The organism is Oceanibaculum nanhaiense, assembly GCF_002148795.1.
GTDB classification, from domain to species: Bacteria; Pseudomonadota; Alphaproteobacteria; order Oceanibaculales; family Oceanibaculaceae; genus Oceanibaculum; species Oceanibaculum nanhaiense.
Map to the genome: position 1 here is coordinate 174,524 of NZ_MPOB01000004.1, position 22,515 is coordinate 197,038.

The following is a 22,515-nucleotide window of genomic DNA, read 5'->3' on the forward strand; positions in this document are numbered from 1 at the left end:
TATGACCGATTCAGGCTGGCGCGCCCGCGCCGGAACCCGCTTCGAGTGCGAGAAGACGCCGGTGACCGCCGCGCGCGGCATGGCGGTGACGAACCACCCGCTGGCCTCCGCCGCTGCCGCCGAGATGTTCGCGCTGGGCGGCAACGCCATCGATGCCGCGATCTCCGCCCTGTTCACCCTCACCGTGGTCGAGCCGATGATGGTCGGCATCTTCGGCGGCGGCACGGCGGTGCTGCATCTGGCGGATGGGCGCGAGACGGTGATCGACGGCCTCGCCACCGCGCCGATGGCGGCGAAGCCTGACAGCTTCAAGCCGATCTCCGACAGCTGGCCGGACTATATGGAGGCGGAAGGGCGGCGCAACCGCGTCGGTCCGGCCTCGGTCGCCGTGCCGGGCAATCTGAAGGCCTGGTGCGAGACGCTGGAGCGCTTCGGCAGCCTGCCGCTCGACACGGTGATGGAACCGGCGATCCGCCATGCCGCGCGCGGCTTCCGCGTCACCAATTACCTGGCCTCCTGCATCGATGAAATCTCTGACGATCTGAAGCTCGATCCGGCAATCGCCGCCATCTTCCTGCCCGGCGGCAAGCCGCTGGCGGAGGGCGCACTGCTGGTGCAGCGGGATTACGCTCAAACCCTGCGGGAAATTGCGGAGAAGGGGCCGGATCACCTTTATGGCGGCGCGCTCGGCAAGCGGATCGCCGATTATCTGCAGCAGGCTGGCTCCTACGTTGCGCTGGCGGACCTTGCCAATTACCGCACGGTGGAACGCCAGCCGGTGCGCGGTATCTATCGCGGGGTGGAGATCGTCGGCCCGCCGCCACCCTGTTCCGGCGGCGTGCATATCGTGCAGATGCTGAATTTGCTGGAGAAATTCGACATCGCCGGCATGGGCTTCGGCACCACGGAGACGCTGCATCTGATGGCCGAGGCGCTGAAGATCGCGGCGGCCGACCGGCGCGCCACCACCGCCGACCCGGCCTTTGTTGATGTGCCGGTGGAACGGTTGATCTCCAAGGAATATGCCGACGAACGACGGCCGGAAATCAGCACGGACCGGGCCAGCGCCTTCGAGGCGAAGATCCTGAATGTCGAATCGGCGAACACCACGCATCTGACCGTGGCCGATGCGGCGGGCAACATCGTCACCTCGACCCAGACCATCAACAGCCTGTTCGGCGCGCGCATCATGATTCCGGGCACCGGCATCATCCCGACCAACTACATGTATCTGTTCGATCCGCATCCGGGCAACGCGCTGTCGCTGCAGCCGGGCAAGCGCATCACCAGCGGCATCTCCGCGACCATCGGCAAGCGCGACGGCAAGCCGATCTTTGCAGTGGGCCTGCCGGGTGCGCACCGCATCCCGTCGGCTGTGTTCCAGTTCATCCTGAACCGGGTCGATCACGGCATGAGCCTGCAGGAGGCGGTGGAGGCGCCGCGCCTGTTCACGCAAGGCCAGGAGGTCGAGATCGAGAATGCGGTGCCGGCGGATGTCCGCGCCCGCTTCGAAGCGCTGGGGCACACGGTGACCGTGTCCGACCATGTCGCGGGTGGCATGGGCGCCATCGCCTTTAACGCGGATGGCACGATGGAAGGGGCGTCCTGCTGGCGCGCCGATGGCGTGCCGATGGGCGTTGGTGGCGGCCTCGCCCGGCGCGGCACCTCCTTCTGGCCCGACCCGAGACGCGGCCGGAAATATTAGGGGGCATCAGTGTTTGAAACAGTTCTCACGATGCCACGAAAGAAAACTAGTATGCGGGCGGTCGGCAGCGCACAATGGCATGATGGCTTTGCTAGTTCCATCGATGAGTCTCTCTATGCTTCGCGGGTCATTTACCTGTCTTGAGATGAGGATGTCCAAATCATCCGAAAGGCTGATGAGGCCACGGTCAAACATCCAATGGGCCGTGCCCGAAAGGGCAATACCGTTATTCACGATATCGGGGCCGCCATATTGGACTGGTCGAATATGAGCGGCATTGGCTTCCGCCCGTCCACCCCCATTGATGAACTTCAATCCGGTGATCGCGCAGCGCTCTCCATAGGCACGAAGTACAACTCGACGGAATATCCTGTCACGCACCATGCGATTGGTTAGTTGTTGAAGGCGCGTTCGCGTTGTTTCGAATTCATAAGGTCGCTGGTCTTCAGCAAGCCCAGGTATGGTTGTGTCTGTCTCAAGGCGCGGCAACAAGGGAGCACTATCGGTCAAACCGTTTTCAATGATACGCATGAAATCTGCTGTTGAAATTGGTCTTACGGCCGCTTGGGCACGACCTGATAGACGCCCTTCATCATTGAGCAGTCCGCGTTCAATGGGACCGCTATCATCGTTGAATGGCACAGGCTCAGCGAAGTCGAGATAACTTCCAGGCTCAATCAAGGCATAAAACATGCCGGGCGCCATTGGATCTGGAATGATTTTATGGACACGGGCTATCCCAAAGTAACCGCGCGTTTCACGCAATTTTTTGGGCTCTAAATAAACGATCCAGTCGCCAACGGAGCCGCTTGCCCGTTGCAGATATTGCTTTGGAAACTGGTACTGTATTGCGGGACTGTCATTATAGATCGAGTCCGGTCGCAGCATGAATACACAGTGGCTCATACGATAGACTATTCTGTAAGAAGCTTTTGCATTCAGAAGCTTAGCAGCCATCATCATGGCATGTCGTTGCTAAAATGTGATTGTGTTGATTTTGTCGAATCAGCCACTGGCTTGCTGTTTTTGCGTCTCTTGGTCCCGCTGAGTTTATCGGAAGCTTTTGAACCGTGGTGGAGATGACGAAGTGCGTTTTGGCTTCCTAACTAGTTCGTCTGGACAAGCCGGCCCTTATGACGTGTGATTCAGCCTCACGGTCAGGAAGGGTGCCATGCAGGATCAAGACGCCGACAGGAAACTGATTGCCGATGCGCTGGGGGCTGCGCCCTATCCGCGCGACCTGAAGGGCTATGGCCCGACCCCGCCTGACCCGCGCTGGCCCAATGGGGCGAAGATCGCCCTCAGCTTCGTGGTGAATTTCGAGGAAGGCGGCGAGCGCAGCATCCTGCACGGCGATCCCATCTCCGAAGTCTTCCTGCATGAAGTGCCGGGCGGCACCCCGCGCGAGGGGCTGCGCGACGAACAGGTCGAATCGGTCTATGATTACGGCATGCGCGCCGGGCTGTGGCGGCTCATGCGGCTCTTCGCTGAGCGCAATATCCCCTTTACATCCTGGGCTGTCGGCATGGCCGTGGCACGCTATCCCGAGGCGGTGCGCGCAATGCATGAGGCCGGGCACGAGATCGCCAGCCATGGCTGGCGCTGGATCGACTATAGCGGCATGCCCATTGAGACCGAGCGCCAGCACATGCGCCTCGTTATCGCGGCGATCCGGCAGGCGACCGGCGAGCGGCCGCTGGGCTGGTATACCGGCCGGCTGTCGTCCAATACCCGCCAGCTGGTCGCCGAGGAAGGCGGCTTCCTCTACAGTTCCGACGCCTATGATGACGACCTGCCGCATTGGTCGATTGAGGCCGGCAAGCCGCAGCTGATCATTCCCTACACCATCGACAATAACGACATGAAGTTCGGCCAGATCCACGGCTTCGCCACCGGGACGGATTTCTTCGACTATCTGAAGGACGCCTTCGACGTGCTCTACCGCGAAGGGGCCGAGGGCGCGCCGAAGATGATGAGCATCGGCCTGCATCTGCGTCTCGTCGGCCGGCCTGGCCGGGCGGCGGCGCTGGCGCGCTTCATGGATTATGTGCAGAAGCATGACGGCGTCTGGCTCACCCGCCGCATCGATATCGCCCGCCACTGGATGGCGACGCATCCGTATAAAGGTTAACCCGCCACCATCACCGGCTGCGCCAGGGTGTGGAACTCGTCATTGCGGCCATCCTCGGCGCACCACATGATGATGGCGAAGCGGCCGGGTCGGTCGAGTGCGACCATGCCGTGATGCCAGGTTGCCGGCGCATAGACCAGCGCCTGCCCGGCGGAGCCGATGAAGGCCTGCGCCCGGCTCATATCCGGTCCGCCCTCAGTTGGCGCGACAATCACCAGAAACCGCGCCACATCCAGCGCCAGGAAGGCCTGCGACGATACCGGGTGGCGTTCCATCAGCTTTGCCTCGAAGGGCAGGGTGCTGGCGGCGGTGTGGGTCAGCGAGAAATCGAGCGCGGCGCTGTCGCGGCGGTTTTCGATCAGCTGCCCGAGAAAGGCCCGGCCCGGTTTCTCTGGTGCGGCGATGACCCGCCCGAAAGGTGCGAAAGTCTCGGCGGTCAGGGGCTGGGCGATCAGCATGACGGCACCGTTCGGGCGGCACGGATGCCGGGGGTGGCGGAATGATCCAGCGCTATCAATACAGCGAGAAGCATCATTTCTGTTCCGTCGTTCGGGGCGCGCGGATCGAGGTTTCCTCGGCCGGAAACCAGTGCGTCGTGCGGTTGGCGAACCAGACCAGAGACAGCATCACCGGCACTTCGACCAGCACGCCGACCACCGTGACCAGTGCTGCGATGGAATTCAGCCCGAACAGCCCGATGGCCACGGCAACGGCCAGCTCGAAGAAGTTGGACGTGCCGATCATCGCACAGGGGGCAGCCACATTGTGCGGCACACGCCAGGCCTTTGCCGCCCAATAGGCGACCGCGAAGATGCCATAGGACTGGATAAGCAGCGGGATCGCGATCATCACGATCACCAGCGGCTGGCTCAGGATCACCTCGCCCTGGAAGCCGAACAGCAGAACCACAGTGGCGAGCAGGCCCAGAACCGAAAGCGGTTTCACCCTGGCTGTGAACGCGCCCACCGCCGCCTCGGCCTGCGCGGGGCCTGCAGCGCCGCGCGTCATGAGCATCCGTGTGGCGACACCTGCCGCCAGCGGGATCACGACATACAGGCCAACCGACAGGACCAGCGTTGTCCAGGGCACGGTGATGTCGGTGACGCCCAGCAGCAGGGCGACGATCGGCGCATAGGCAAAGACCATGATCGCGTCGTTGAGCGACACCTGCGCCAGCGTGTAGTTCGGGTCGCCTTTGGTCAGTTGCGACCAGACAAACACCATTGCCGTGCAGGGGGCGGCCCCCAGCAGGATCAGGCCCGCGATATACTGGCCGCTCGTTTCCGGCGCGATGAAGGGGGCGAATATCCACTCGAAGAAGAGCACGCCAAGGGCGGCCATGGTGAAGGGCTTGATCAGCCAATTCACGGCAAGTGTGATGATCATGCCCTTGGGGCGTTCATGGATGCGCATGAGGCTGGAGAAATCCACCGCCACCATCATCGGATAGACCATGAACCAGATCAGGATCGCGACGACGAAGTTGACCGATCCGTATTCGAGGCTTGCCAGGAACCCGACGAGCCCCGGTGCGATCTGACCGAGCGCCAGCCCGCCGACAATCGCAAGCGCGACCCAGATCGAAAGATACCGTTCAAATGCAGACATGGGCGAAATCTCTGTTCCGGGTTCAGGCAATCGCCGGTCGTGCCGGGCAACCAGCGCCGCGAAGCCGCCCCGCACCGGGCGGCAGGCTCGCAGTGACCATATGCCTCTCGTCCTGCAACGCCCGCGCGGCCGCTGCAAGCCATAAACGCCGTTTGTGAGGAAATCACCAGGATGGAACGCAGGATGGGGTGTGATTCCCATCCGGCAAAATAAATCGTGAAATTAATGCTTTAAAAGAAAACTGGCGGAGGGGGAGGGATTCGAACCCTCGGTACGCTTGCACGCACAACGGTTTTCGAGACCGTCCCATTCAACCACTCTGGCACCCCTCCGAAGGATCGCCGTGGGACGAGCGGGTGATGTCTAACCATCCGGTGCGCGGATTGCAAGACACATCTGCCTTTTTTCGCCGCCCGCGTTGGGCTAGGATGCGGCTCTTGGCCCAGTGCCGTGAACGGCGCCGCAAAACCGTGCACATACCAGCGATTCCGCCGTTGACATACGAAAGCCCATAGGTATAGTGCGCGCCTCTCCTGACGACCGCAATCGCCGGGAGGTGCTTTCATACGCGCGCACTGCCGGCCCGGCTGGGATTGGCGGACGCTGCTGCGGAAGCGGGTAAAAACAGCTTCGCGTGTCATCAGTTTCGTATTCGGATATCAGGCGGTTAGTCCCATGTTCGCAGTCATCAAGACCGGCGGTAAGCAGTATAAAGTGGCCAAGAACGACGTGATCGTCGTTGAAAAGCTGCTCGGTGAGGCCGGCGCCAAGGTTGCGCTCGACGAGGTGCTGCTGGTCGGCGGCGAGGGCGACGCCAAGGTCGGCGCCCCGATGGTCGCCGGTGCCAGCGTGGCCGCCGAGATCATCGAGCAGACCCGCGGCGACAAGGTCATCATCTTCAAGAAGAAGCGGCGCAAGAATCATCGCCGCAAGAACGGTCATCGCCAGGACCTGACGGTGCTGCGCATCACCGACATCAATGCCGGCGCGAAGTAAGAGGAGCAGCAATCCATGGCACATAAGAAAGCAGGCGGTTCTTCGCGCAACGGGCGCGACTCCGCGGGCCGCCGTCTCGGCGTGAAGAAGTTCGGCGGCGAGCGCGTCATTCCGGGCCACATCCTGGTCCGTCAGCGCGGCACCAAGTTCCATCCCGGCGCCAATGTCGGCATCGGCAAGGACCACACGCTGTTCGCGCTGGTCGAGGGCGAGGTGAAGTTCGCGCAGAAGGCCAAGGGCCGCACCTACATCTCGATCCTCCCGCCGGTGGCTGCTGCAGAGTAAGCCCACCCCCGACGGGACTAAGAATTTTGCTAAGAAGGGGAATGGGCGACCATTCCCCTTTTTGCCGTTTAAAGGCGCCAGGACGATGAAGTTTCTCGACGAAGCCAAGATCTATCTGAAAAGCGGCAATGGCGGGCCGGGCAGCGTCAGCTTCCGGCGCGAGAAATTCATCGAGTTCGGCGGCCCCGACGGCGGCAATGGCGGGCGCGGCGGCGATCTGATTCTGGAGGCGGTGGAGGGGCTGAACACCCTGATCGATTATCGCTACCAGCAGCATTTCAAGGCCAAGAACGGCATGCACGGCATGGGCCGCAACCGCACCGGCTCGGACGGCAATGACATCATCCTGAAGCTGCCGGTCGGCACCCAGGTGCTGGATGAGGACCGTGAGACGGTGATCGCCGACCTGACCGAGGTCGGGCAGCGCATCGTGCTGCTGAAGGGCGGCGATGGCGGCATGGGCAACGCCCATTACAAGACCTCCACCAACCAGGCGCCGCGCAAGTTCACTCCCGGCTATCCGGGGCAGGAGATGTGGGTCTGGCTGCGCCTGAAGCTGATCGCCGATGTCGGGCTGCTGGGCCTGCCCAATGCCGGCAAATCGACCTTCCTGGCGGCAGTCTCGGCGGCGCGACCGAAGATCGCCGATTATCCCTTCACCACCCTGTGGCCGCAGCTCGGCGTGGTCGAGCGCGATGGCGAGGCGTTCGTGGTGGCCGATATTCCGGGGCTGATCGAGGGCGCGCATGAAGGCGCCGGGCTGGGCACGCGGTTTTTGGGGCATGTCGAGCGCACCGGCGTGCTGCTGCATCTGATCGACGGCACCCAGGAAGACCCGGTGAAGGCCTATCGCACGATCCGCAAGGAGCTGAAGCTCTACGCGCAGGAACTGGCGGAAAAGCGTGAGATCGTGGCGCTGAACAAGATCGACGCGATTCCGGCGGACGAGCTGAAGGAAAAGCTGAAGAAGCTGAAGCGCGCCGCCAAGGCCGATGTGATGGCGATCTCGGCTGTCACCGGCGAGGGCGTGACCGAAGTGCTGCGCGCACTGCGGGGCATCGTCAAGGACTACCGCGCCGCCGAGAAGCGCGCCGAAGCCGTGGAAAGCGGCATCGCCGTGGAAGCCGAGGACTGGCGGCCGTGAACGGCCTAGCCGCCAACGATACCGCAGAGAACGAAGCCGCGGCGGTGCCCGCGCTTGCGACCGCGCGGCGGCTGGTGGTGAAGATCGGTTCCGCCCTGCTGGTGGATGAGAAGACCGGGCGTATCCGGCAGGACTGGCTGGCGGCGCTGGCCGAGGATGTGGCGGCACTGCGCGGGCGCGGGGTTGAGGTGGTGCTGGTTTCTTCCGGGGCCATCTCGGTTGGCCGCCGCCATCTGGGCCTCACCGGCCGGGCCCTCGCGCTGGAGGAGAAGCAGGCCGCCGCCGCCACCGGACAGATCAAGCTGGCGCATGCCTATCAGGAGGCGCTCGCCCGGCACGACATCACCGTGGCGCAGGTGCTGGTGACGCTGGAGGATACCGAGGCGCGCCGCCGCCACCTGAATGCGCGCGCCACCATCGACGCGCTGCTGCGCCTGGGCGCGGTGCCGGTCATCAACGAGAACGACACGGTGGCGACGGCGGAAATCCGTTTCGGCGACAATGACCGGCTGGCCGCCCGCGTGGCGCAGATGATCTCCGCCGACACGCTGGTCCTGCTGTCCGATATCGACGGGCTCTACACCGCAGATCCCCGCCGGACACCGGACGCCGCGCATATCCCGGTGGTGACCGAGGTGACGCCGGAGATCGAGGCGATGGGCGGTGCCGCCGCCACCGGCTATTCCTCGGGCGGCATGGTCACCAAGCTGGCCGCCGGCAAGATCGCCATCGGCGCCGGCTGCCGCATGGCCATCGCCCATGGTGCGGAGATGCACCCGCTGCACCGGCTGGAGGAGGGCGCGCGCTGCACCTGGTTCCTGCCGTCGGCGGGGCCGCGTACGGCGCGCAAGCGCTGGATCGGCGGTCATCTGAACACCACCGGCAGCGTCACGGTCGATGCCGGCGCCGCCCGTGCGCTGGCGCAGGGCAAGAGCCTGCTGCCGGCGGGGATCGTCGCGGTCGAGGGGGATTTTCAGCGCGGCGATCCGATTGCGGTGTGCGATCCTGAAGGGCGGGTGATCGGGCGCGGCCTGTCGGCCTATAATGCCGGGGATGCGCGCCGGATCATGGGCCATAAAAGCCGTGAAATAGAGGCTGTTCTTGGCTATCGTGGGCGGGACGAGATCATCCATCGCGATGATCTGGTGCTCGCCTGAAGGCCCGGTCACAGGGTTATGAAGAGGCCAAAGACACGGCCCCGTGCGGCAAGTGGAGGATAAGGTGAGTGCGCTGAAAGAGACGCCTGCGGCGATCGACACGACCGCGCGCACCATGGAGTGGATCGGCAGTGCCGCCAAGGAGGCTGCGGCCGCGCTGGCGCAGGCCGATGGCGCGACCAAGAACCGTGCGCTGCGCGCCGCCGCGCAGTCGGTCCGGGAAAACAGTGCCGCCATCCTGGAAGCCAACGAACGCGACATGCAAGCCGCCGAGGCCAAGGGGCTGATGCGCGCCATGCTCGACCGGCTGGCGCTGACGCCGGAACGCATCGAGGCGATTGCCAGCGGGCTGGAGGAGGTGGCGGATCTGCCCGACCCCGTCGGGCGCGTGCTGGCCGAGTGGGAGCGTCCGAACGGCCTCCGGATTTCCCGGCAGTCGGTGCCGCTGGGCGTCATCGGCATCATTTACGAATCGCGGCCGAATGTGACGGCGGATGCCGGCGGGCTGTGCCTGAAGGCCGGCAATGCGGCGATCCTGCGCGGCGGCTCCGAAAGCTTCCATTCCTCGACCGCCATCGTCGCCTGCCTGCAGGCCGGGCTGAAGGCGGCGGGCCTGCCGGAGACGGCGGTGCAGGCCATGCCCGGCACGGAGCGCGAACTGGTCGGCGCCATGCTGCGCGCCAATGCCTATATCGATGTCATCGTGCCGCGCGGCGGCCGCTCGCTGATCGAGCGGGTGATGAATGAGAGCCGGGTGCCGGTGATGGCGCATCTGGACGGCATCTGCCATGTCTATGTCGATGGTGCCGCCGATGCGAAGAAGGCACGCCGCATCGTCCTGAACGCCAAGATGCGCCGGCCCGGCGTGTGTGGCGCCATGGAGACGCTGCTGATCGACGCACAGGCGATGGTGGGCATGCTGCCCTCGATACTGGACGACCTCATCACCGAAGGCTGCGAAGTGCGCGGCGATCCGGCGGTCTGCGGGCTTGACCCGCGCGTCCTGCCGGCGACCGAGGACGACTGGTCCATCGAATATCTGGATGCCATCCTCTCGGTGAAGGTGGTGAGCGGCGTCGAGGCGGCGATCCGTCACATCAACCTGTATGGCTCGCACCATACCGACAGCATCGTGACCGAGGATGCGGCGACGGCGGAACGGTTCCTGGCCTCGGTGGACAGCGCCATCGTGCTGCACAATGCCTCCACCCAGTTTGCCGATGGCGGCGAGTTCGGCATGGGGGCGGAGATCGGAATTTCCACGGGAAAGCTGCATGCGCGGGGGCCGGTGGGGGCGGAACAGCTCACCAGCTACAAATATATCGTGCGCGGCGACGGCCAGATCCGGCCTTGATGCCGGCCCTGATCCCTTGCGGAAATATTCCCGTGCAGAAAATCTGGCATAAAAGCGGCCGCGCGGCGCGCATCGGTCTGCCGGGCCCGATCGACCGGCGACGGCAGACGGTCGGCCTGATGGGCGGCTCGTTCAATCCGGCGCATGAAGGGCACCGCCATCTGGCGTTGCTGGCGCTGCATCGGCTGGACCTCGACGAGGTGTGGTGGCTGGTCGCCCCGCAGAATCCGTTGAAGCCGAACAATGGCATGGCGCCTTTTGTCGAACGGCTGGCCAGCGCCAGAAGGGTTGCCCGCCACCCCAGGCTGCAACCGAGCGATATCGAGGTCAGGCTTGGCACGCGCTATACGGCGGATACATTGCAGGCGCTGCAGCGGCGGTTTCCAACCCGCCGTTTCGTCTGGATCATGGGGGCGGACTGTCTGGCGGAATTTACGCGCTGGAAGGATTGGCAGCATATCTTTCGCATGATGCCGGTTGCGGTGTTCGACCGGCCTTCCTATTCTTTAAGGGCGTTGTGGAGCTTGGCGGCGCGGCGGTTCGCAAGGGTCCGGCTGAAATCCGGATCGGCGCGGGGGCTGGCCCATAGGCAGCCACCGGCGTGGGTGTTCCTGCACACCCGATTGCATCCCGCCTCAGCGACACAAATCAGGACCGGTACTCTGCCGGAAAGCCATTGGGGCAAGAGTCGGGCGGGTAATTGACTGCGAGGATGATGCAAGAAGTAAAAGCGACGCGAAAGTCTTCCAAGAAGAAGCTTTCCGATAACGGGGCGGCGCAGCTGCTCGCTCTCGTTGAAAAATCCCTGGACGACGACAAGGCGGAAAACGTCATTGTCATCGACCTTGCCGGGAAATCCAGTTTTGCCGACTACATGGTGATCGCTTCCGGCCGCTCCTCGCGGCAGGTCAGCGCGATTGCCGAGCATCTGCGCGAGCGGCTGAAGGCCGCCGGCGTGGCGCAGGTCGGTGCCGAAGGGCTGGGCCAGGGCGACTGGGTGCTGGTCGATGGCGGCGATATCGTCATCCATCTGTTCCGCCCGGAAGTCCGTGCCTTCTACAATCTGGAGAAGATGTGGGGGCTGGAGGTGCCGGCCGCGGCGGAGGTCAATACCGTAGCGGTCACGGCCTGAGCGACTAGGTGCGCGTCACCATCGCCGCCATCGGCAAGGCGAAGCCGGGTATCCTGCGCGATCTTTATCGGCAGTATGTGGAACGCTCGCGCTGGCCCGTCGTTCTGAAGGAGATGGAGGTGAAGGCGAAGCTGCCGGCGCCGGAGATGATGACGCGCGAGGCGGCCCTGCTGCTGGAAGCGGTGCCGGCGGGCGCCCGGCTGGTGGCGCTCGACGAACGCGGGCGCGATCTTGCCAGCGCCGATTTCGCAGCGCTGCTGGGCGGTTGGCGCGATGCCGGGACCAGTGACATCGGCTTTGTCATCGGCGGCGCGGACGGGCTGGACGAGAGTGTCCGGCGGCGCGCCGACCTGCTGCTGGCCTTCGGGCGGGCGACCTGGCCGCACATGATGGTGCGCGGCATGCTGGCCGAACAGCTCTACCGGGCGCAGCAGATTTTGGCGGGCCATCCTTATCACCGGGAATAGGGCACCGGATCAGGAGAAAACGCCGGAAAAGCCTTGTTTTTGTGACAGATTGCCCCAGAGATTGCCCCTGTGCGGGGGCGCTGCAGAGGCCTATATTGACGCCATGAACGATATGATTTCTTCCGCCGATTCCCGCCGCTTGCCGAAACCGCGCGGCCCCGTGGTCCTGTGCATCCTCGATGGCTGGGGCTATCGCGAGGAGCGCGAGAATAACGGCATCCTGCTGGCCGAAACGCCGGTCTGGGACCGGCTGATGGCAAGCTGCCCGCGCGCGCTGCTGAATGCGTCGGAACTGCATGTCGGCCTGCCGGCCGGGCAGATGGGCAATTCCGAGGTCGGGCACATGAATCTGGGTGCCGGCCGCAAGGTGATGCAGGAACTACCACGCATCGACCAGGCCATCCTGGACGGCTCGCTGGGGCAAAACCCGGAACTGGCAAAATTCGCGGCTTCGCTGAAGCAGAGCGGCGGCGCCTGCCATTTGCTGGGTCTCGTCTCGCCGGGCGGTGTGCATTCGCACCAGGACCATATGGTGGCGCTGGCGAAGCTGCTGGCGGCTCAGGGCGTGACGGTGAAAATCCACGCCTTCCTCGATGGCCGCGACACGCCGCCGAAGAGCGCACTCGGCTATATGAAGAAATTCCTCGCCGATCTGGGCGATGCGGCGACCATTGCCACCGTGTCGGGCCGTTTCTTCGCCATGGACCGCGACAAGCGCTGGGACCGGGTGGAGCAGGCCTATGACGTGGCCGTCGATGGCAAGGGCGCGGCTGCGAAGAGCGCCCTGGCGGCCATTGAGGCGGCCTATGAAAGGGACGAAACCGACGAGTTCGTGGCCCCCTCGGCCATTGCCGGCTATGCCGGCATGCAGGATGGCGACGGTGTGCTGATGGCGAATTTCCGCGCCGACCGCGCGCGCGAATTGCTGACCGCGCTGCTGGACCCGGCCTTCGACGGTTTTGCGCGCGGGCGCACCATCCGCTTCGGCGCGGTCCTCGGCATGGTCGAATATTCCACAGCACTGGCGAAGTTCATGCCCTCGCTGTTTACCTCGGCGGCGCTGGAGAATGTGCTGGGCGCGGTCCTGGCCAAGGCCGGCATGCGCCAGCTCCGCATCGCCGAGACCGAGAAATACGCCCATGTCACCTTCTTCCTGAATGGCGGCGTGGAGCAGGAATTTCCGGGCGAGACCCGCATTCTGGTGCCGTCTCCGAAGGTGAAGACCTACGACATGCAGCCGGAAATGTCGGCGCCGGAACTGACCGATAAGCTGGTGGCGGCCATCGGCTCGGGCGATTTCGACCTGATCGTGGTGAATTACGCCAATGGCGACATGGTCGGCCATACCGGCAATCTGCAGGCGGCGATCCAGGCGGCGCAAACCATCGATGCCAGCCTCGGTCGGCTGGAAGCGGCAGTGCAGCAGGCCGGCGGCGTCATGCTGGTGACCGCCGACCACGGCAATATCGAGATGATGCAGGACCCGGACACGCATGAGGCACACACGGCGCATACGCTGAACTTGGTGCCGGCGATCCTGGTGAACGGCCCGAAGGAGGCTGTAGGCCTGAAGGACGGCATCCTGGCGGATGTCGCGCCGACGCTGCTGCAGCTGCTGGGGCTGCCGCAGCCCGGGGAGATGACCGGCCGCTCTCTGCTGGCCCTGAAGGCCCCGTCCGGCACGGCACCGGACGGGACGACCAAGGCGGAGGCCCGTGCGACGGCATAACGCCCTGTACGGCAGTTACCCTGGCCGCTGCCTGGCAGTGGCGGCGCTTTGCTTTTTTCTGATCGGTCCTCTGGTCGGTTCTTTGGCCGCCCCGGCCTTTTCCCAGCAGCCGCCCCAGCAGGCGCCGATTCCGCAGCCGGCGCCCGATGGCAAGCTGAAGGCCATCGAGCAGGCGCTGGAGCGCGATGCCCGCCGCAAGGTGGAGCTGGAGCGCGAGGCGCAGAAGCTGCGCACCGAATCGGAGGCGCTGCGGGCCGATGCGATCAAGGTGGCGAAATCGCTGCAGGAGCAGGAGGCGATCCTGTCGCGCGTCGAGGATTCCTTGAGCGACCTGACCCGGGAGGCGAATCGCAAGCGCGCCGCCGTGCAGGGGCGCGAGGCCGAAGTGGCGGCGCTGCTGGCCGGGTTGCAGCGCCTGTCGCGCCGCCCGCCGGAAGCGATGATCGCCTCGCCCTCGGCACCGCTGGACACGGTGCGCGGCGGTATGCTGTTGCGCGCCGCGCTGCCGCAGGTTCAGCAATCGGCGCTGGCGCTGCGCGCGGAGCTGGAGGAAATCGAGGCCTTGCAGGCGGAAATCGCGGCGGAGCGCAAGCGCCTGGCCGCAGCGCGGCAATCGCTGCTGTCCGAGCGTAAGAAGCTGGAATCGCTGGCAGCTGACCGTAAGCGCCTGGCCGGCCGCACGGAGGCCGAGAGCGACCGGCTGGAACGCACCGTCAGCCGGCTGTCGAACTCGGCCAATGATCTGCGCGACCTGCTGCGCCAGATCGAGGCGGAGCGGGAGGCGCAGCGCAGGGCGGAGGAGGAGCGCCGCCTTGCCGAAGCGAAACGGGCCGAGGCGGCGGCACGGCGCGCGGCCACCATGCCGGTGCCGCTGGTCAAGCCGTCCGTCACCAGCCCGAATAGTACCGGTACTGGTACGCGTACTGGTGCCGGCGCAGGACAGGAGCGCGTCGTCGCGGCCCTGCCGCCTTCACAATTGGGGGCACAGCCGCCGCGCGTGATGCTGGAGCCGCCATCGGGCGCGCCGCGCACCCTGAAGCAGGGCATGCTGACAGCGCCCGTGCAGGGCCGGCTGACACATGGCTATGGCGAACGCAATGAGCCAGGCGGCGCGGCGCGCGGTATCGTGCTGGCCGGACGGCCCGAGGCAGTGGTTGTGGCACCCTTCGACGGACAAGTGGTTTATGCTGGAAAATTCCGGGGTTACGGGCAAATCTTGATAATCGATCACGGCAATGGATATCATAGCCTGTTGGCGGGACTGGGACGGATAGACAGCGTCGTTGGCCAGTATCTCCTGGCCGGGGAACCGGTGGGAGGTCTGGGCAGGGATGGCGATGACGCGCAGGAGCTCTATCTTGAACTCCGCAGGAACGGCGAGCCGATAAATCCGCTGCCCTGGTTGGCAGCAAGCACTGATAGGATCAGAGGATGAAGTATCTTTCCCGTATCGCGCTCGCCACGGCGGTTGTCGCGGTTGTGCTCTATGCCGCCGGGGTCATCACCCCCATGGCACAGACTGGCCAGCGTTCGGAGACATATCGCCAGCTCAACCTGTTTGGCGAGGTGTTCGAGCGCGTGCGTGCGGACTATGTCGAAGAGGTGACCGACGAGAAGCTGGTCGAATCGGCGATCAACGGGATGTTGACCGCGCTCGATCCGCATTCCGGCTATCTGACGGCAAAATCCTATCAGGACATGCAGGTGCAGACCCGCGGCGAGTTCGGCGGGCTGGGCATCGAGGTGACGATGGAGCAGGGGCTCGTGAAGGTGGTCTCGCCGATCGACGAGACGCCGGCCTTCCGCGCCGGCCTGCAGCCGGGCGACCTCATCACCCATCTGGATGGCGAGCAGGTCATGGGCCTGACGCTGGCGGAAGCGGTCGAGCGCATGCGCGGCCGTGTCGGCAGCGAGATCAAGCTGACGATCCGCCGCGCCGCGCAGGAGCCGTTCGAGGTCACGCTCAAGCGTGATGTCATCCGCATCAGGTCGGTGCGGTCGCGCGTGATCGACAATACCGGCTATATCCGGATCACCACCTTCAATGAGCAGACCCAGTCCGGGCTGGAAAAGGCGGTTGCCGATCTGCAGGCGGAAAAGGGTAAGGACCTGATCGGCATCGTTCTCGATCTGCGCAACAATCCGGGCGGCCTGCTGGATCAGGCGATCTCGGTCAGTGATGCCTTCCTGAATCAGGGGGAAATCGTCTCGACCCGGGGGCGCCGGACCGAGGACAGCCAGCGCTTCAACGCCAAGAATGGCGATATCGCGGACGGGCTGCCGATCGTGGCGCTGATCAATGGCGGCTCGGCATCGGCCTCGGAAATCGTTGCCGGCGCGCTGCAGGATCACAAGCGCGCCCTGGTGCTGGGCACGAAATCCTTTGGCAAGGGGTCGGTGCAGACCATCATTCCGCTGCCCGGCCATGGCGCCATGCGGCTGACCACGGCGCGTTACTACACCCCGTCCGGTCGCTCCATTCAGGCTGTGGGCATCGAACCCGATCTGGAAGTGCCGGCTGCCCGCATCGATCTGATCGACGAGGGCAAGCGGCGCAGCGAGGCCGATCTGCGTGGCGCGCTGAACAATGACACGGTGAAGCCGCAACAGGCGCCGGCGAACCAGAATGCACCGGCTGGGGAACAGGCCCCCCAGGCGACTCCGCAGGCGGCCCGGCCGCCGGCGCTGGGCGACGACAATGACTATCAGCTCATCCGGGCGGTCGATCTGTTGCGGGGGCTTCATATGTTCAACAAGCGCGCGGTGAACTGAGCTGAAACTCCCAAGCCTCAAACTGCCGTTTCTGGGACGCCGCCGCTCGGGCAAGAGCGGCGGTGCTGCCTTTGATGACGACCCGCCGCCCTTCGAGGACCAGCTGGACGAAGACGAGGCTGACGCTGACGAGCCGCGCGAGCCGCTGGCTGGCCGCCCTAAACCGGCGGCAGAGGAAAAGCGTGGCTTCGGCGCGGCCCTGACCGGCCGGCTCGGCCAGCTTCTGGTTCTGTTGCTGCTGGTCGGCGGCGTCGGGGCGCTGGGGGCGTGGCTGGCGGCCAAGGGGCCGGAAACCGCCGCGCAGCGCGTGCTGCGCACGCCACGCGCCACCTTGTCCTTCATCCCGCCGGAACAGCGGCAGCCGCGGCCGCAGCCACCGGCTGCCGCAGCACCCGCCGAGGCACCGGAACAGCCGTCGGTACAGCCACCGGTACAGCCGCCCCAGACGGCGGAAGCGCCAGCACTCGTACCCGGACCCGCACCGGCGGCCCCGGCTGCCACCCCTCCGGCCTCCACTCCGCCGGCTGCAACCCAGCAGGCAACGCCCGCCCCGGCAGCACCCGCACCGGCAGAACCTGCCCCGGTCGCGCCGCCGCCGGAGCGCCGTCAGGTGGTGCTGGCACATAATCCGGCGCTGATCGAGAACAGCCCGCATGGCCTGTTGCCGAAGGCCGGCGAGGGTGGGCTGGTGGCCTGGCGGGCGTACGCCCATCCCTTCGATCCGGCGGAACAGCGCCCGCGCATCGCCATCGTCATCAACGGGCTTGGCCTGTCGGGGGCTGCGACAGAGGCCGCTATCCAGGATCTGCCTTCGCAGGTCACGCTGGCCTTCACGCCCTATGCGGCACGGCTGCAGGAATGGATTCCGACGGCGCGTGCGGCCGGGCATGAGGTGATGCTGGCGCTGCCGATGGAGCCGATCAGCTTTCCGCAGAGCGATCCGGGGCCGCAAACCCTGCTGACCAGCCTGAGCCCGGTCGAGAATCTCGACCGGATGGAATGGGCGCTGGGCCGCTTCACCGGCTATGTCGGCGTGGTCGATCTGGAAGGCTCGCGCTTCACCACCTCGGAGCAATCGCTGCTGCCGATCCTGCAGGCGGTGAAGGAACGCGGGCTGATGTATCTCGACAGCAAGCGCGCCTCGACCAGCCTGGCGTCGCAGGTGGCGGCGAACATCGATCTGCCCTACAGCGTGAATAGCAGATTCCTGGACAGCGAGGCCAGCCGGGCCGCCATCGACCGGGCGCTGGCCGATCTCGAGCGGCTGGCGCTCAGCACTGGCTCCGCTGTCGGCATCGGCCATCCCTATCCGGTAACGCTGGAGCGGTTGCGCGCCTGGCTGCCGACGCTGTCCGACAAGGGGCTAGTGCTGGCGCCCGTCACCGCCACGGTGGAGCGCCGCGCCAGAGGGTGAAAGGCTGGGGGTAAGGTTCTTCTCTAAAAAGCGAAAGAAGACGCGCGTGAGCGACCATCTCTACCGCCCCGGTGTGGGCATCATGCTGATCAACCATGACGGCCGCATCTTCGTGGCCCGGCGCATCGATATGCCGAGCGAGGCCTGGCAAATGCCGCAGGGCGGCATCGACGAGGGCGAGGACCCGGCCACCGCGCTGTTCCGCGAAATGCGCGAGGAGATCGGCACCGACAAGGCGGAAGTGCTGGCCGAGAGCGATGACTGGTACCGCTATGACCTGCCGGAGGGGTTGCGCGACAGGCTGTGGGGCGGACGCTATGTCGGGCAGCGGCAGAAATGGTACGCGCTGCGCTATCTCGGCAGCGATGCCGACATCAACATCGCAACCGAGCATCCGGAATTCATGGACTGGAAATGGGCGCCTTCGGCGACCGTGCCGTCGCTGATCGTGCCGTTCAAGCGGGCGCTGTACCAACAGGTGCTCGACGAGATGCTGGCGAAGATTCCGCCCTCCCTGCGCATAGCGGGTTAGGGCCGGCTAGAACTTACCCTCATCTTTTCACCCTCCGGGCACGCCCTGCGTGTTCACATAGAGCGCGTAGAGTGACTGGCTGGCCGCCATGAACAGCCGGTTGCGCTTCAATCCGCCGAAGCAGACATTGGCGCAGCGTTCCGGCAGGGCGATGCGGCCGATTGGGGTGCCGTCGGGCGCGAACACCATGACGCCGTCCAGTTCCGCCGTGCCCATGCCCCAGCCGGCCCAGATATTGCCGTCCACGTCGCAGCGCATGCCGTCCGGTGTGCCGCCCGGCCCGGCATCGACGAAGACGCGCTTGTTGCGGATAGCTGTCCCGTCCGCCGTCACATCATAGGCCAGGATCTTGCGGTAGGGCTGGCCACGCGATTCGACGATGTAGAGGATTTTCTCGTCCGGTGAGAAGCACAGCCCGTTCGGCCCGAGCACATCGTCGGCGACGATGCTGGCCTGGCCGGTCTGGCCGTCGATGCGATAGACCGCCTGCGGGACTTCCGGTTCCGCCTTGTTGCCCTCGTAATTACCATGGATGCCGAAGGGCGGATCGGTGAACCAGATCGAACCGTCGGACTTCACCACCACATCGTTAGGCGAGTTCAGCTTCTTGCCCTGCCAGCTGTCCATCAGCACGGTGAGGCTGCCGTCATATTCCGTGCGGGTGACGCGCCGCCCGCCATGCTCGCAGGTGACGAGCCTTCCCTGCCGGTCGCGGGTATGGCCGTTGGCGAAGTCGGTGGGGCGACGGTAGGTCGAGACCTGGCCGGTCTCCTCCTCCCATTTCAGGATGCGGTTGTTGGGGATATCACTCCACAGCAGGTAGTGCCCGTCGCCGAACCAGACCGGCCCTTCCGACCAGCGGCAGCCGGTATGGAGCCGTTCCACCGCCGCGCTGAAGATGCGGTATTTCTCGAAGCGCGGATCGAGCGTGTGGATGGCGGGATCTGGATAGCGCGGATGATCGCGCCAGCCGGCGGAAAGCGGCGTCTCGCCCCTATGGTCGCTCATGAAATCCTCCTGCATGCGGGCCCTTTGCGGGCTTTCTTTGATATTCCACCAGCCTAGGGTGTTGCGATGCGGGAGTCATCCTCCTGATAGTCATGCGGTGGACCGGTCCAGTGCCGTCCGCCACCGGGCCGGCGTCATGCCATAGGCGCGCTTGAACTGGCGCGAGAGATGGCTCTGGTCGGCGAATCCGGCCTCCAGCGCCACTTCGGCCAGCGGTGTGCCAGCCGTTATCAGCCGCCGCGCCCGGTCGAGCTGGCGCATGGTGCGGAAGCGGCTGGGGCTGGTGCCGAAGGCGGCGCGGAACTGCCGGGCGAGCGTCCAGCGGTCGAGGCCGGACAGGCGCTCCAGCGCGGCGGCGGAATGGCGGCCGGCGGGGGTCGGCGGCGATCCGTTCGCGCACCCGCAGCAGCGCCGGCAGGTCGAGCAGGCCGGTACCGGTGCGATCTGCACCCGATGCTGCCCCAGATGCCACTCGCAGCAGGCGGGCCAGTCCCGTGCCGATATCCACGCGGCGCAGCTCATCCACCGCATCTTCCATGTCCAGCGCGTCGGCCAGCAGCGCCGCGCCGATGCCGGGCGTGCGCAGCACGGGGTCGGCGACGAAGGGCAGGGGGCTTCCGTCCAGCGCCTGCTGTACCAGCGCCGGGTCGATATAGATGATGCGGTAGCGGAAGCCATCCTCGGTGCCCGGCTCGCCATCATGCAGCTCGTCCGGGTGCAGGATCAGGCACTGGCCGGGCAGGCAGTGCCGCTGTTCGCCGCGATAGCGGAAGCTCTGCACGCCCGCCAGGGTGACACCGATGCCGTAGCTGTCATGGCGGTGCGGCGAGAAGGCCTTTTCCGCGAACCGCGCCTCGATGCGCTCGACCCCGTCGCCGCCGGCGCCGACGGTGATTTCGCCGTGCTTGCGGGCAGCACCGGGCGGCGGCGCGCACAAGCCTTCAAGAAAGCGTCTGTCGGATGGCGGCATGCTGGGCTGCATCAGAACAGTCTAGCAGGATGCACGATGCTGACGCAGTCGGTTTCCCTTTTCACCCACGGTCCTGAGCTTTGGCCTTCATTGCTGGCGCTGCTGCTCTCCGCGCTGGCGGTGATGGGCACGCCTGGCCCCTCCACCCTCAGCGTGACGGCGGTGGGGGCGGCCTTCGGGTTGCGCCGGTCCTTGCCCTATGTGCTGGGTATCAATCTGGGCACGATCTCGGTGCTGCTGGCGGTGGCCGCCGGCATCGTCACCATGCTGATGTCGGTGCCGCAGCTGGCGCCGTTCCTGCTGGCTGCGTCGCTCGCCTATATCCTCTATCTCGCCTATCGGATTGCCACCGCGCCACCGCTCGACCGGCCGGCGGAGGGAGAGGCGGCGGGCAGGGCGCCATCCTTCCTCGGCGGTTATTTGCTGGGGATTGCCAACCCGAAGGCCTATCTGGCGATCAGTGCCGTGTTCGCCGGATCGTCTCTGCCGGTCGGCGATCCGCTGCTGGAGGCGCTGGTGAAGCTGGCAATACTCAGCCTTCTGATCGTCGCCATCCATACGGTCTGGCTGCTGGCCGGGGTGTCGCTGTCACGCCTGTTGCGCGATCCTCTGGCCTCGCGGCTGCTGAACATCGCCTTTGCCGTCATCCTGCTGGTTACAATCTTCTGGGGGGCGTTCGGCTAAGGAAGCGGTGCGTCCTTAGCCGGTCTTCTGTAGGGTGGCGGACAACTGAGGGAGACCACGCCATGAAGAACCCGCTCGCCAGTCTGCACCCGACCCTGATGCTGGGGCTGGCCCTGACCGTGTTGATTGTGCTCCTTGGCGCGCCAGCGTTCGACCAGGCGTTCTGGGCGGGGGTCTTCCGCTGGGCGCATGTGCTGGCCGGGCTGCTGTGGGTCGGGCTGCTGTATTATTTCAACCTGGTGCAGATTCCGGCATTGGCGGCGATGCCGGAGGAGAGCCGGCCTGCCATCGCCCGGTTCGTGGCGCCGAAGGCGCTGTTCTGGTTCCGCTGGTCGGCGGTGGCGACCGTACTGCTGGGCCTGGTGACGGCGATGCTGTCGGGCTATCTGTCGGCCTTGTGGACATTGGGGCTGGATGGCTCCGGCCCGCGCCACACCATGATTGGCATCGGCATGTGGATGGCACTGGTCATGGCCGCCAATGTCTGGGTGGTGATCTGGCCCTGCCAGAAGAAGGCGCTGGGGATCGTGCCGGCGGAACCGGCGCAGAAGCAACGCGCGGCTCGCACGGCGCTGCTGGCCGGTCGGTTCAACCTGCTGCTGTCCTTCGCCATGCTCTATGCCATGGTGATGGCGAAATCGGTTGGATAGGGAGAGGGACGCCTAGGCTGCCTTCGCTGGCCGGGCGATCAATGCCTCGAAGAAGCCGTCCACGCAGGGCGGGCCGTACTCCGCCAGATCGTGGGGGATGCTGCCGTTCACCCAGTCGCTGATCAGCCCGTGCATCAGGCCGTGCAGCCCCAGCCCCGCGGTCAGCGGGGTCCAGCGCGGCGCCAGCGTACCCAGCTTCTGCGCCGTCTCGAACACGCGGATCAGCAGCGCGATCATATGTTCCTTGTTGCGCAGCTGGCGCATGCCGGGCTCGCCCATCTCTTCCACATATTCGCAGCGGTGCAGCATGATGCAGCAGACACGCCGGCGCTGTTCGTCCCGTGCGATGGTGACCAGTGCGCCCTTGCAGGAATCGCGCAGCGCCTCCAGCGGGTCGTCGGATCCGTTCTCCGCCAGCTCCTCCAGCACATCTTCCTGCGGCAGGCGGGTGCGTTGCTGCATCGCCTCGAACAGGTCGATCTTGTTGCGGAAATGCCAATAGACCGCGCCGCGCGTTACGCCGGCCGCGCGGGCGATCTGCTCCAGCGAGGTGTGGGCCACGCCGTGCTCGTAGAACAGGTTTTCCGCCGCGTCCAGAATCTGGTCGCGGGTCTGTTCCGCCTCTTCCTTCGTCCTCCGCACCATCGTGTTTTTTTCTTTCTTACGCCTTTACATACATCCAAGAATGTATATATTGCCCGCCGTAGCAAATGCAATCATTTCCGCATAAACTTCGCGCGCAGCTTGTGTGGCGGCGGGTTGCGAAGCCAGAAATCA

At 65.3% G+C, this 22,515-nt stretch carries 23 protein-coding genes, 1 tRNA gene and 1 pseudogene; 17 read left to right on the plus strand and 8 right to left on the minus strand.

Annotation, left to right across the window (positions count from 1 at the left end):
* Window position 1: 1 nt before the first annotated feature.
* The gene (ggt, locus tag BKM74_RS08310; protein WP_086465241.1) at window positions 2–1,705 is read left to right on the plus strand and encodes a gamma-glutamyltransferase; all 1,704 of its coding nucleotides are present in this window, start codon (window positions 2–4) and stop codon (window positions 1,703–1,705) included.
* Between the two features lie 6 nt (window positions 1,706–1,711).
* Here ggt and BKM74_RS08315 read toward each other — a convergent pair whose 3' ends face one another.
* The gene (locus BKM74_RS08315) at window positions 1,712–2,668 is read right to left on the minus strand and encodes an HNH endonuclease (RefSeq protein ID WP_245825872.1); all 957 of its coding nucleotides are present in this window, start codon (window positions 2,666–2,668) and stop codon (window positions 1,712–1,714) included.
* A 208-nt stretch (window positions 2,669–2,876) separates the two neighbouring features.
* Here BKM74_RS08315 and puuE point away from each other — a divergent pair, with 208 nt between their 5' ends.
* Window positions 2,877–3,836, plus strand: a complete 960-nt coding sequence (puuE, locus tag BKM74_RS08320) for an allantoinase PuuE (protein WP_086465243.1) — start codon at window positions 2,877–2,879, stop codon at window positions 3,834–3,836.
* Here puuE and BKM74_RS08325 read toward each other — a convergent pair.
* The 3 genes from BKM74_RS08325 to BKM74_RS08335 form a co-directional block, all read right to left on the minus strand.
* On the minus strand, window positions 3,833–4,294 hold the full coding sequence (locus tag BKM74_RS08325) for an ureidoglycolate lyase (RefSeq protein WP_086465244.1): 462 nt from the start codon (window positions 4,292–4,294) through the stop codon (window positions 3,833–3,835). The two genes, puuE and BKM74_RS08325, sit on opposite strands and share 4 nt — an antisense overlap.
* A gap of 73 nt (window positions 4,295–4,367) precedes the next feature.
* Entirely contained in the window at window positions 4,368–5,444 is a 1,077-nt protein-coding gene (arsB, locus tag BKM74_RS08330; protein WP_086465245.1) for an ACR3 family arsenite efflux transporter, read from the minus strand.
* A gap of 242 nt (window positions 5,445–5,686) precedes the next feature.
* A tRNA-Ser gene (locus BKM74_RS08335) sits at window positions 5,687–5,776 on the minus strand.
* Window positions 5,777–6,119: 343 nt separating this feature from the next.
* On the opposite strand from BKM74_RS08335, the gene rplU reads away from it, so the two are divergent.
* From rplU to BKM74_RS08400, 13 genes are all read left to right on the plus strand, one after another.
* Window positions 6,120–6,440 (plus strand): 50S ribosomal protein L21, encoded by a 321-nt coding sequence (rplU, locus tag BKM74_RS08340; protein WP_086465246.1) that lies wholly within the window; start codon window positions 6,120–6,122, stop codon window positions 6,438–6,440.
* Between the two features lie 15 nt (window positions 6,441–6,455).
* The gene (rpmA, locus tag BKM74_RS08345) at window positions 6,456–6,725 is read left to right on the plus strand and encodes a 50S ribosomal protein L27 (protein WP_086465247.1); all 270 of its coding nucleotides are present in this window, start codon (window positions 6,456–6,458) and stop codon (window positions 6,723–6,725) included.
* A gap of 85 nt (window positions 6,726–6,810) precedes the next feature.
* Window positions 6,811–7,869 carry a GTPase ObgE gene (obgE, locus tag BKM74_RS08350; protein ID WP_086465248.1) on the plus strand — a complete coding sequence of 353 codons (1,059 nt, stop codon included), beginning with the start codon at window positions 6,811–6,813 and terminating at the stop codon, window positions 7,867–7,869.
* Window positions 7,866–9,026, plus strand: a complete 1,161-nt coding sequence (gene proB / locus BKM74_RS08355) for a glutamate 5-kinase (protein ID WP_407668675.1) — start codon at window positions 7,866–7,868, stop codon at window positions 9,024–9,026. The genes obgE and proB overlap by 4 nt, the downstream gene beginning before the upstream one ends.
* Window positions 9,027–9,090: 64 nt before the next feature.
* Complete coding sequence (locus BKM74_RS08360) at window positions 9,091–10,380, plus strand: glutamate-5-semialdehyde dehydrogenase (protein ID WP_407668676.1); 1,290 nt, start codon at window positions 9,091–9,093, stop codon at window positions 10,378–10,380.
* Window positions 10,380–11,084 carry a nicotinate-nucleotide adenylyltransferase gene (locus BKM74_RS08365; RefSeq protein ID WP_086465249.1) on the plus strand — a complete coding sequence of 235 codons (705 nt, stop codon included), beginning with the start codon at window positions 10,380–10,382 and terminating at the stop codon, window positions 11,082–11,084. The genes BKM74_RS08360 and BKM74_RS08365 overlap by 1 nt, the downstream gene beginning before the upstream one ends.
* An 11-nt stretch (window positions 11,085–11,095) precedes the next feature.
* Entirely contained in the window at window positions 11,096–11,512 is a 417-nt protein-coding gene (gene rsfS, locus BKM74_RS08370) for a ribosome silencing factor (protein ID WP_086465506.1), read from the plus strand.
* An 8-nt stretch (window positions 11,513–11,520) separates the two neighbouring features.
* A complete protein-coding gene (gene rlmH / locus BKM74_RS08375) occupies window positions 11,521–11,979 on the plus strand; it encodes a 23S rRNA (pseudouridine(1915)-N(3))-methyltransferase RlmH (RefSeq protein WP_086465250.1) in 459 nt (152 codons plus the stop codon).
* Window positions 11,980–12,082: 103 nt separating this feature from the next.
* Window positions 12,083–13,708 carry a 2,3-bisphosphoglycerate-independent phosphoglycerate mutase gene (gene gpmI, locus BKM74_RS08380; RefSeq protein WP_086465251.1) on the plus strand — a complete coding sequence of 542 codons (1,626 nt, stop codon included), beginning with the start codon at window positions 12,083–12,085 and terminating at the stop codon, window positions 13,706–13,708.
* 82 nt (window positions 13,709–13,790) lie between these two features.
* On the plus strand, window positions 13,791–15,143 hold the full coding sequence (locus tag BKM74_RS08385) for a murein hydrolase activator EnvC family protein (RefSeq protein WP_140056047.1): 1,353 nt from the start codon (window positions 13,791–13,793) through the stop codon (window positions 15,141–15,143).
* Entirely contained in the window at window positions 15,140–16,480 is a 1,341-nt protein-coding gene (locus tag BKM74_RS08390) for a S41 family peptidase (protein ID WP_086465253.1), read from the plus strand. The genes BKM74_RS08385 and BKM74_RS08390 overlap by 4 nt, the downstream gene beginning before the upstream one ends.
* 232 nt (window positions 16,481–16,712) lie before the next feature.
* Complete coding sequence (locus tag BKM74_RS19080; RefSeq protein WP_140056048.1) at window positions 16,713–17,894, plus strand: divergent polysaccharide deacetylase family protein; 1,182 nt, start codon at window positions 16,713–16,715, stop codon at window positions 17,892–17,894.
* A 46-nt stretch (window positions 17,895–17,940) separates the two neighbouring features.
* Complete coding sequence (locus BKM74_RS08400) at window positions 17,941–18,426, plus strand: RNA pyrophosphohydrolase (RefSeq protein ID WP_086465255.1); 486 nt, start codon at window positions 17,941–17,943, stop codon at window positions 18,424–18,426.
* Window positions 18,427–18,453: 27 nt separating this feature from the next.
* Here BKM74_RS08400 and BKM74_RS08405 read toward each other — a convergent pair whose 3' ends face one another.
* From BKM74_RS08405 to BKM74_RS18960, 3 genes and pseudogenes are all read right to left on the minus strand, one after another.
* Window positions 18,454–19,434: an SMP-30/gluconolactonase/LRE family protein gene (locus BKM74_RS08405; protein WP_086465507.1), complete on the minus strand. Its 981-nt coding sequence runs from the start codon at window positions 19,432–19,434 to the stop codon at window positions 18,454–18,456.
* 90 nt (window positions 19,435–19,524) lie between these two features.
* Window positions 19,525–20,112, minus strand: a complete 588-nt coding sequence (locus BKM74_RS18955) for a helix-turn-helix domain-containing protein (RefSeq protein ID WP_407668683.1) — start codon at window positions 20,110–20,112, stop codon at window positions 19,525–19,527.
* Window positions 20,009–20,416, minus strand: a pseudogene (locus tag BKM74_RS18960) (AraC family ligand binding domain-containing protein); the annotation flags it as partial. The gene BKM74_RS18955 and the pseudogene BKM74_RS18960, both read right to left, overlap by 104 nt.
* Window positions 20,417–20,527: 111 nt before the next feature.
* Here BKM74_RS18960 and BKM74_RS08415 point away from each other — a divergent pair.
* A complete protein-coding gene (locus BKM74_RS08415; RefSeq protein ID WP_245825889.1) occupies window positions 20,528–21,088 on the plus strand; it encodes a LysE family translocator in 561 nt (186 codons plus the stop codon).
* A gap of 62 nt (window positions 21,089–21,150) precedes the next feature.
* Window positions 21,151–21,738 (plus strand): hypothetical protein, encoded by a 588-nt coding sequence (locus BKM74_RS08420; protein ID WP_086465257.1) that lies wholly within the window; start codon window positions 21,151–21,153, stop codon window positions 21,736–21,738.
* 12 nt (window positions 21,739–21,750) lie between these two features.
* Here the strand turns inward: BKM74_RS08420 and BKM74_RS08425 are convergent, their stop codons facing one another.
* Window positions 21,751–22,383: a TetR family transcriptional regulator gene (locus BKM74_RS08425; RefSeq protein ID WP_086465258.1), complete on the minus strand. Its 633-nt coding sequence runs from the start codon at window positions 22,381–22,383 to the stop codon at window positions 21,751–21,753.
* Window positions 22,384–22,515 lie beyond the last annotated feature (132 nt).

Excerpts from the sequence above, each read along its gene's own strand:
- BKM74_RS08405 (WP_086465507.1), bottom strand. The coding sequence starts at position 19,434 with ATGAGCGACCATAGGGGCGAGACGCCGCTTTCCGCCGGCTGGCGCGAT.
- arsB (WP_086465245.1), bottom strand. The coding sequence starts at position 5,444 with ATGTCTGCATTTGAACGGTATCTTTCGATCTGGGTCGCGCTTGCGATT.
- BKM74_RS08420 (WP_086465257.1), top strand. The coding sequence starts at position 21,151 with ATGAAGAACCCGCTCGCCAGTCTGCACCCGACCCTGATGCTGGGGCTG.
- BKM74_RS08390 (WP_086465253.1), top strand. The coding sequence starts at position 15,140 with ATGAAGTATCTTTCCCGTATCGCGCTCGCCACGGCGGTTGTCGCGGTT.
- BKM74_RS18955 (WP_407668683.1), bottom strand. The coding sequence starts at position 20,112 with ATGGCTTCCGCTACCGCATCATCTATATCGACCCGGCGCTGGTACAGC.
- rplU (WP_086465246.1), top strand. The coding sequence starts at position 6,120 with ATGTTCGCAGTCATCAAGACCGGCGGTAAGCAGTATAAAGTGGCCAAG.
- BKM74_RS08415 (WP_245825889.1), top strand. The coding sequence starts at position 20,528 with ATGGGCACGCCTGGCCCCTCCACCCTCAGCGTGACGGCGGTGGGGGCG.
- obgE (WP_086465248.1), top strand. The coding sequence starts at position 6,811 with ATGAAGTTTCTCGACGAAGCCAAGATCTATCTGAAAAGCGGCAATGGC.
- puuE (WP_086465243.1), top strand. The coding sequence starts at position 2,877 with ATGCAGGATCAAGACGCCGACAGGAAACTGATTGCCGATGCGCTGGGG.
- BKM74_RS08325 (WP_086465244.1), bottom strand. The coding sequence starts at position 4,294 with ATGCTGATCGCCCAGCCCCTGACCGCCGAGACTTTCGCACCTTTCGGG.
- BKM74_RS08315 (WP_245825872.1), bottom strand. The coding sequence starts at position 2,668 with ATGATGATGGCTGCTAAGCTTCTGAATGCAAAAGCTTCTTACAGAATA.
- gpmI (WP_086465251.1), top strand. The coding sequence starts at position 12,083 with ATGAACGATATGATTTCTTCCGCCGATTCCCGCCGCTTGCCGAAACCG.
- rpmA (WP_086465247.1), top strand. The coding sequence starts at position 6,456 with ATGGCACATAAGAAAGCAGGCGGTTCTTCGCGCAACGGGCGCGACTCC.
- BKM74_RS08365 (WP_086465249.1), top strand. The coding sequence starts at position 10,380 with ATGCCGGCCCTGATCCCTTGCGGAAATATTCCCGTGCAGAAAATCTGG.
- ggt (WP_086465241.1), top strand. The coding sequence starts at position 2 with ATGACCGATTCAGGCTGGCGCGCCCGCGCCGGAACCCGCTTCGAGTGC.
- BKM74_RS08425 (WP_086465258.1), bottom strand. The coding sequence starts at position 22,383 with ATGGTGCGGAGGACGAAGGAAGAGGCGGAACAGACCCGCGACCAGATT.
- rsfS (WP_086465506.1), top strand. The coding sequence starts at position 11,096 with ATGCAAGAAGTAAAAGCGACGCGAAAGTCTTCCAAGAAGAAGCTTTCC.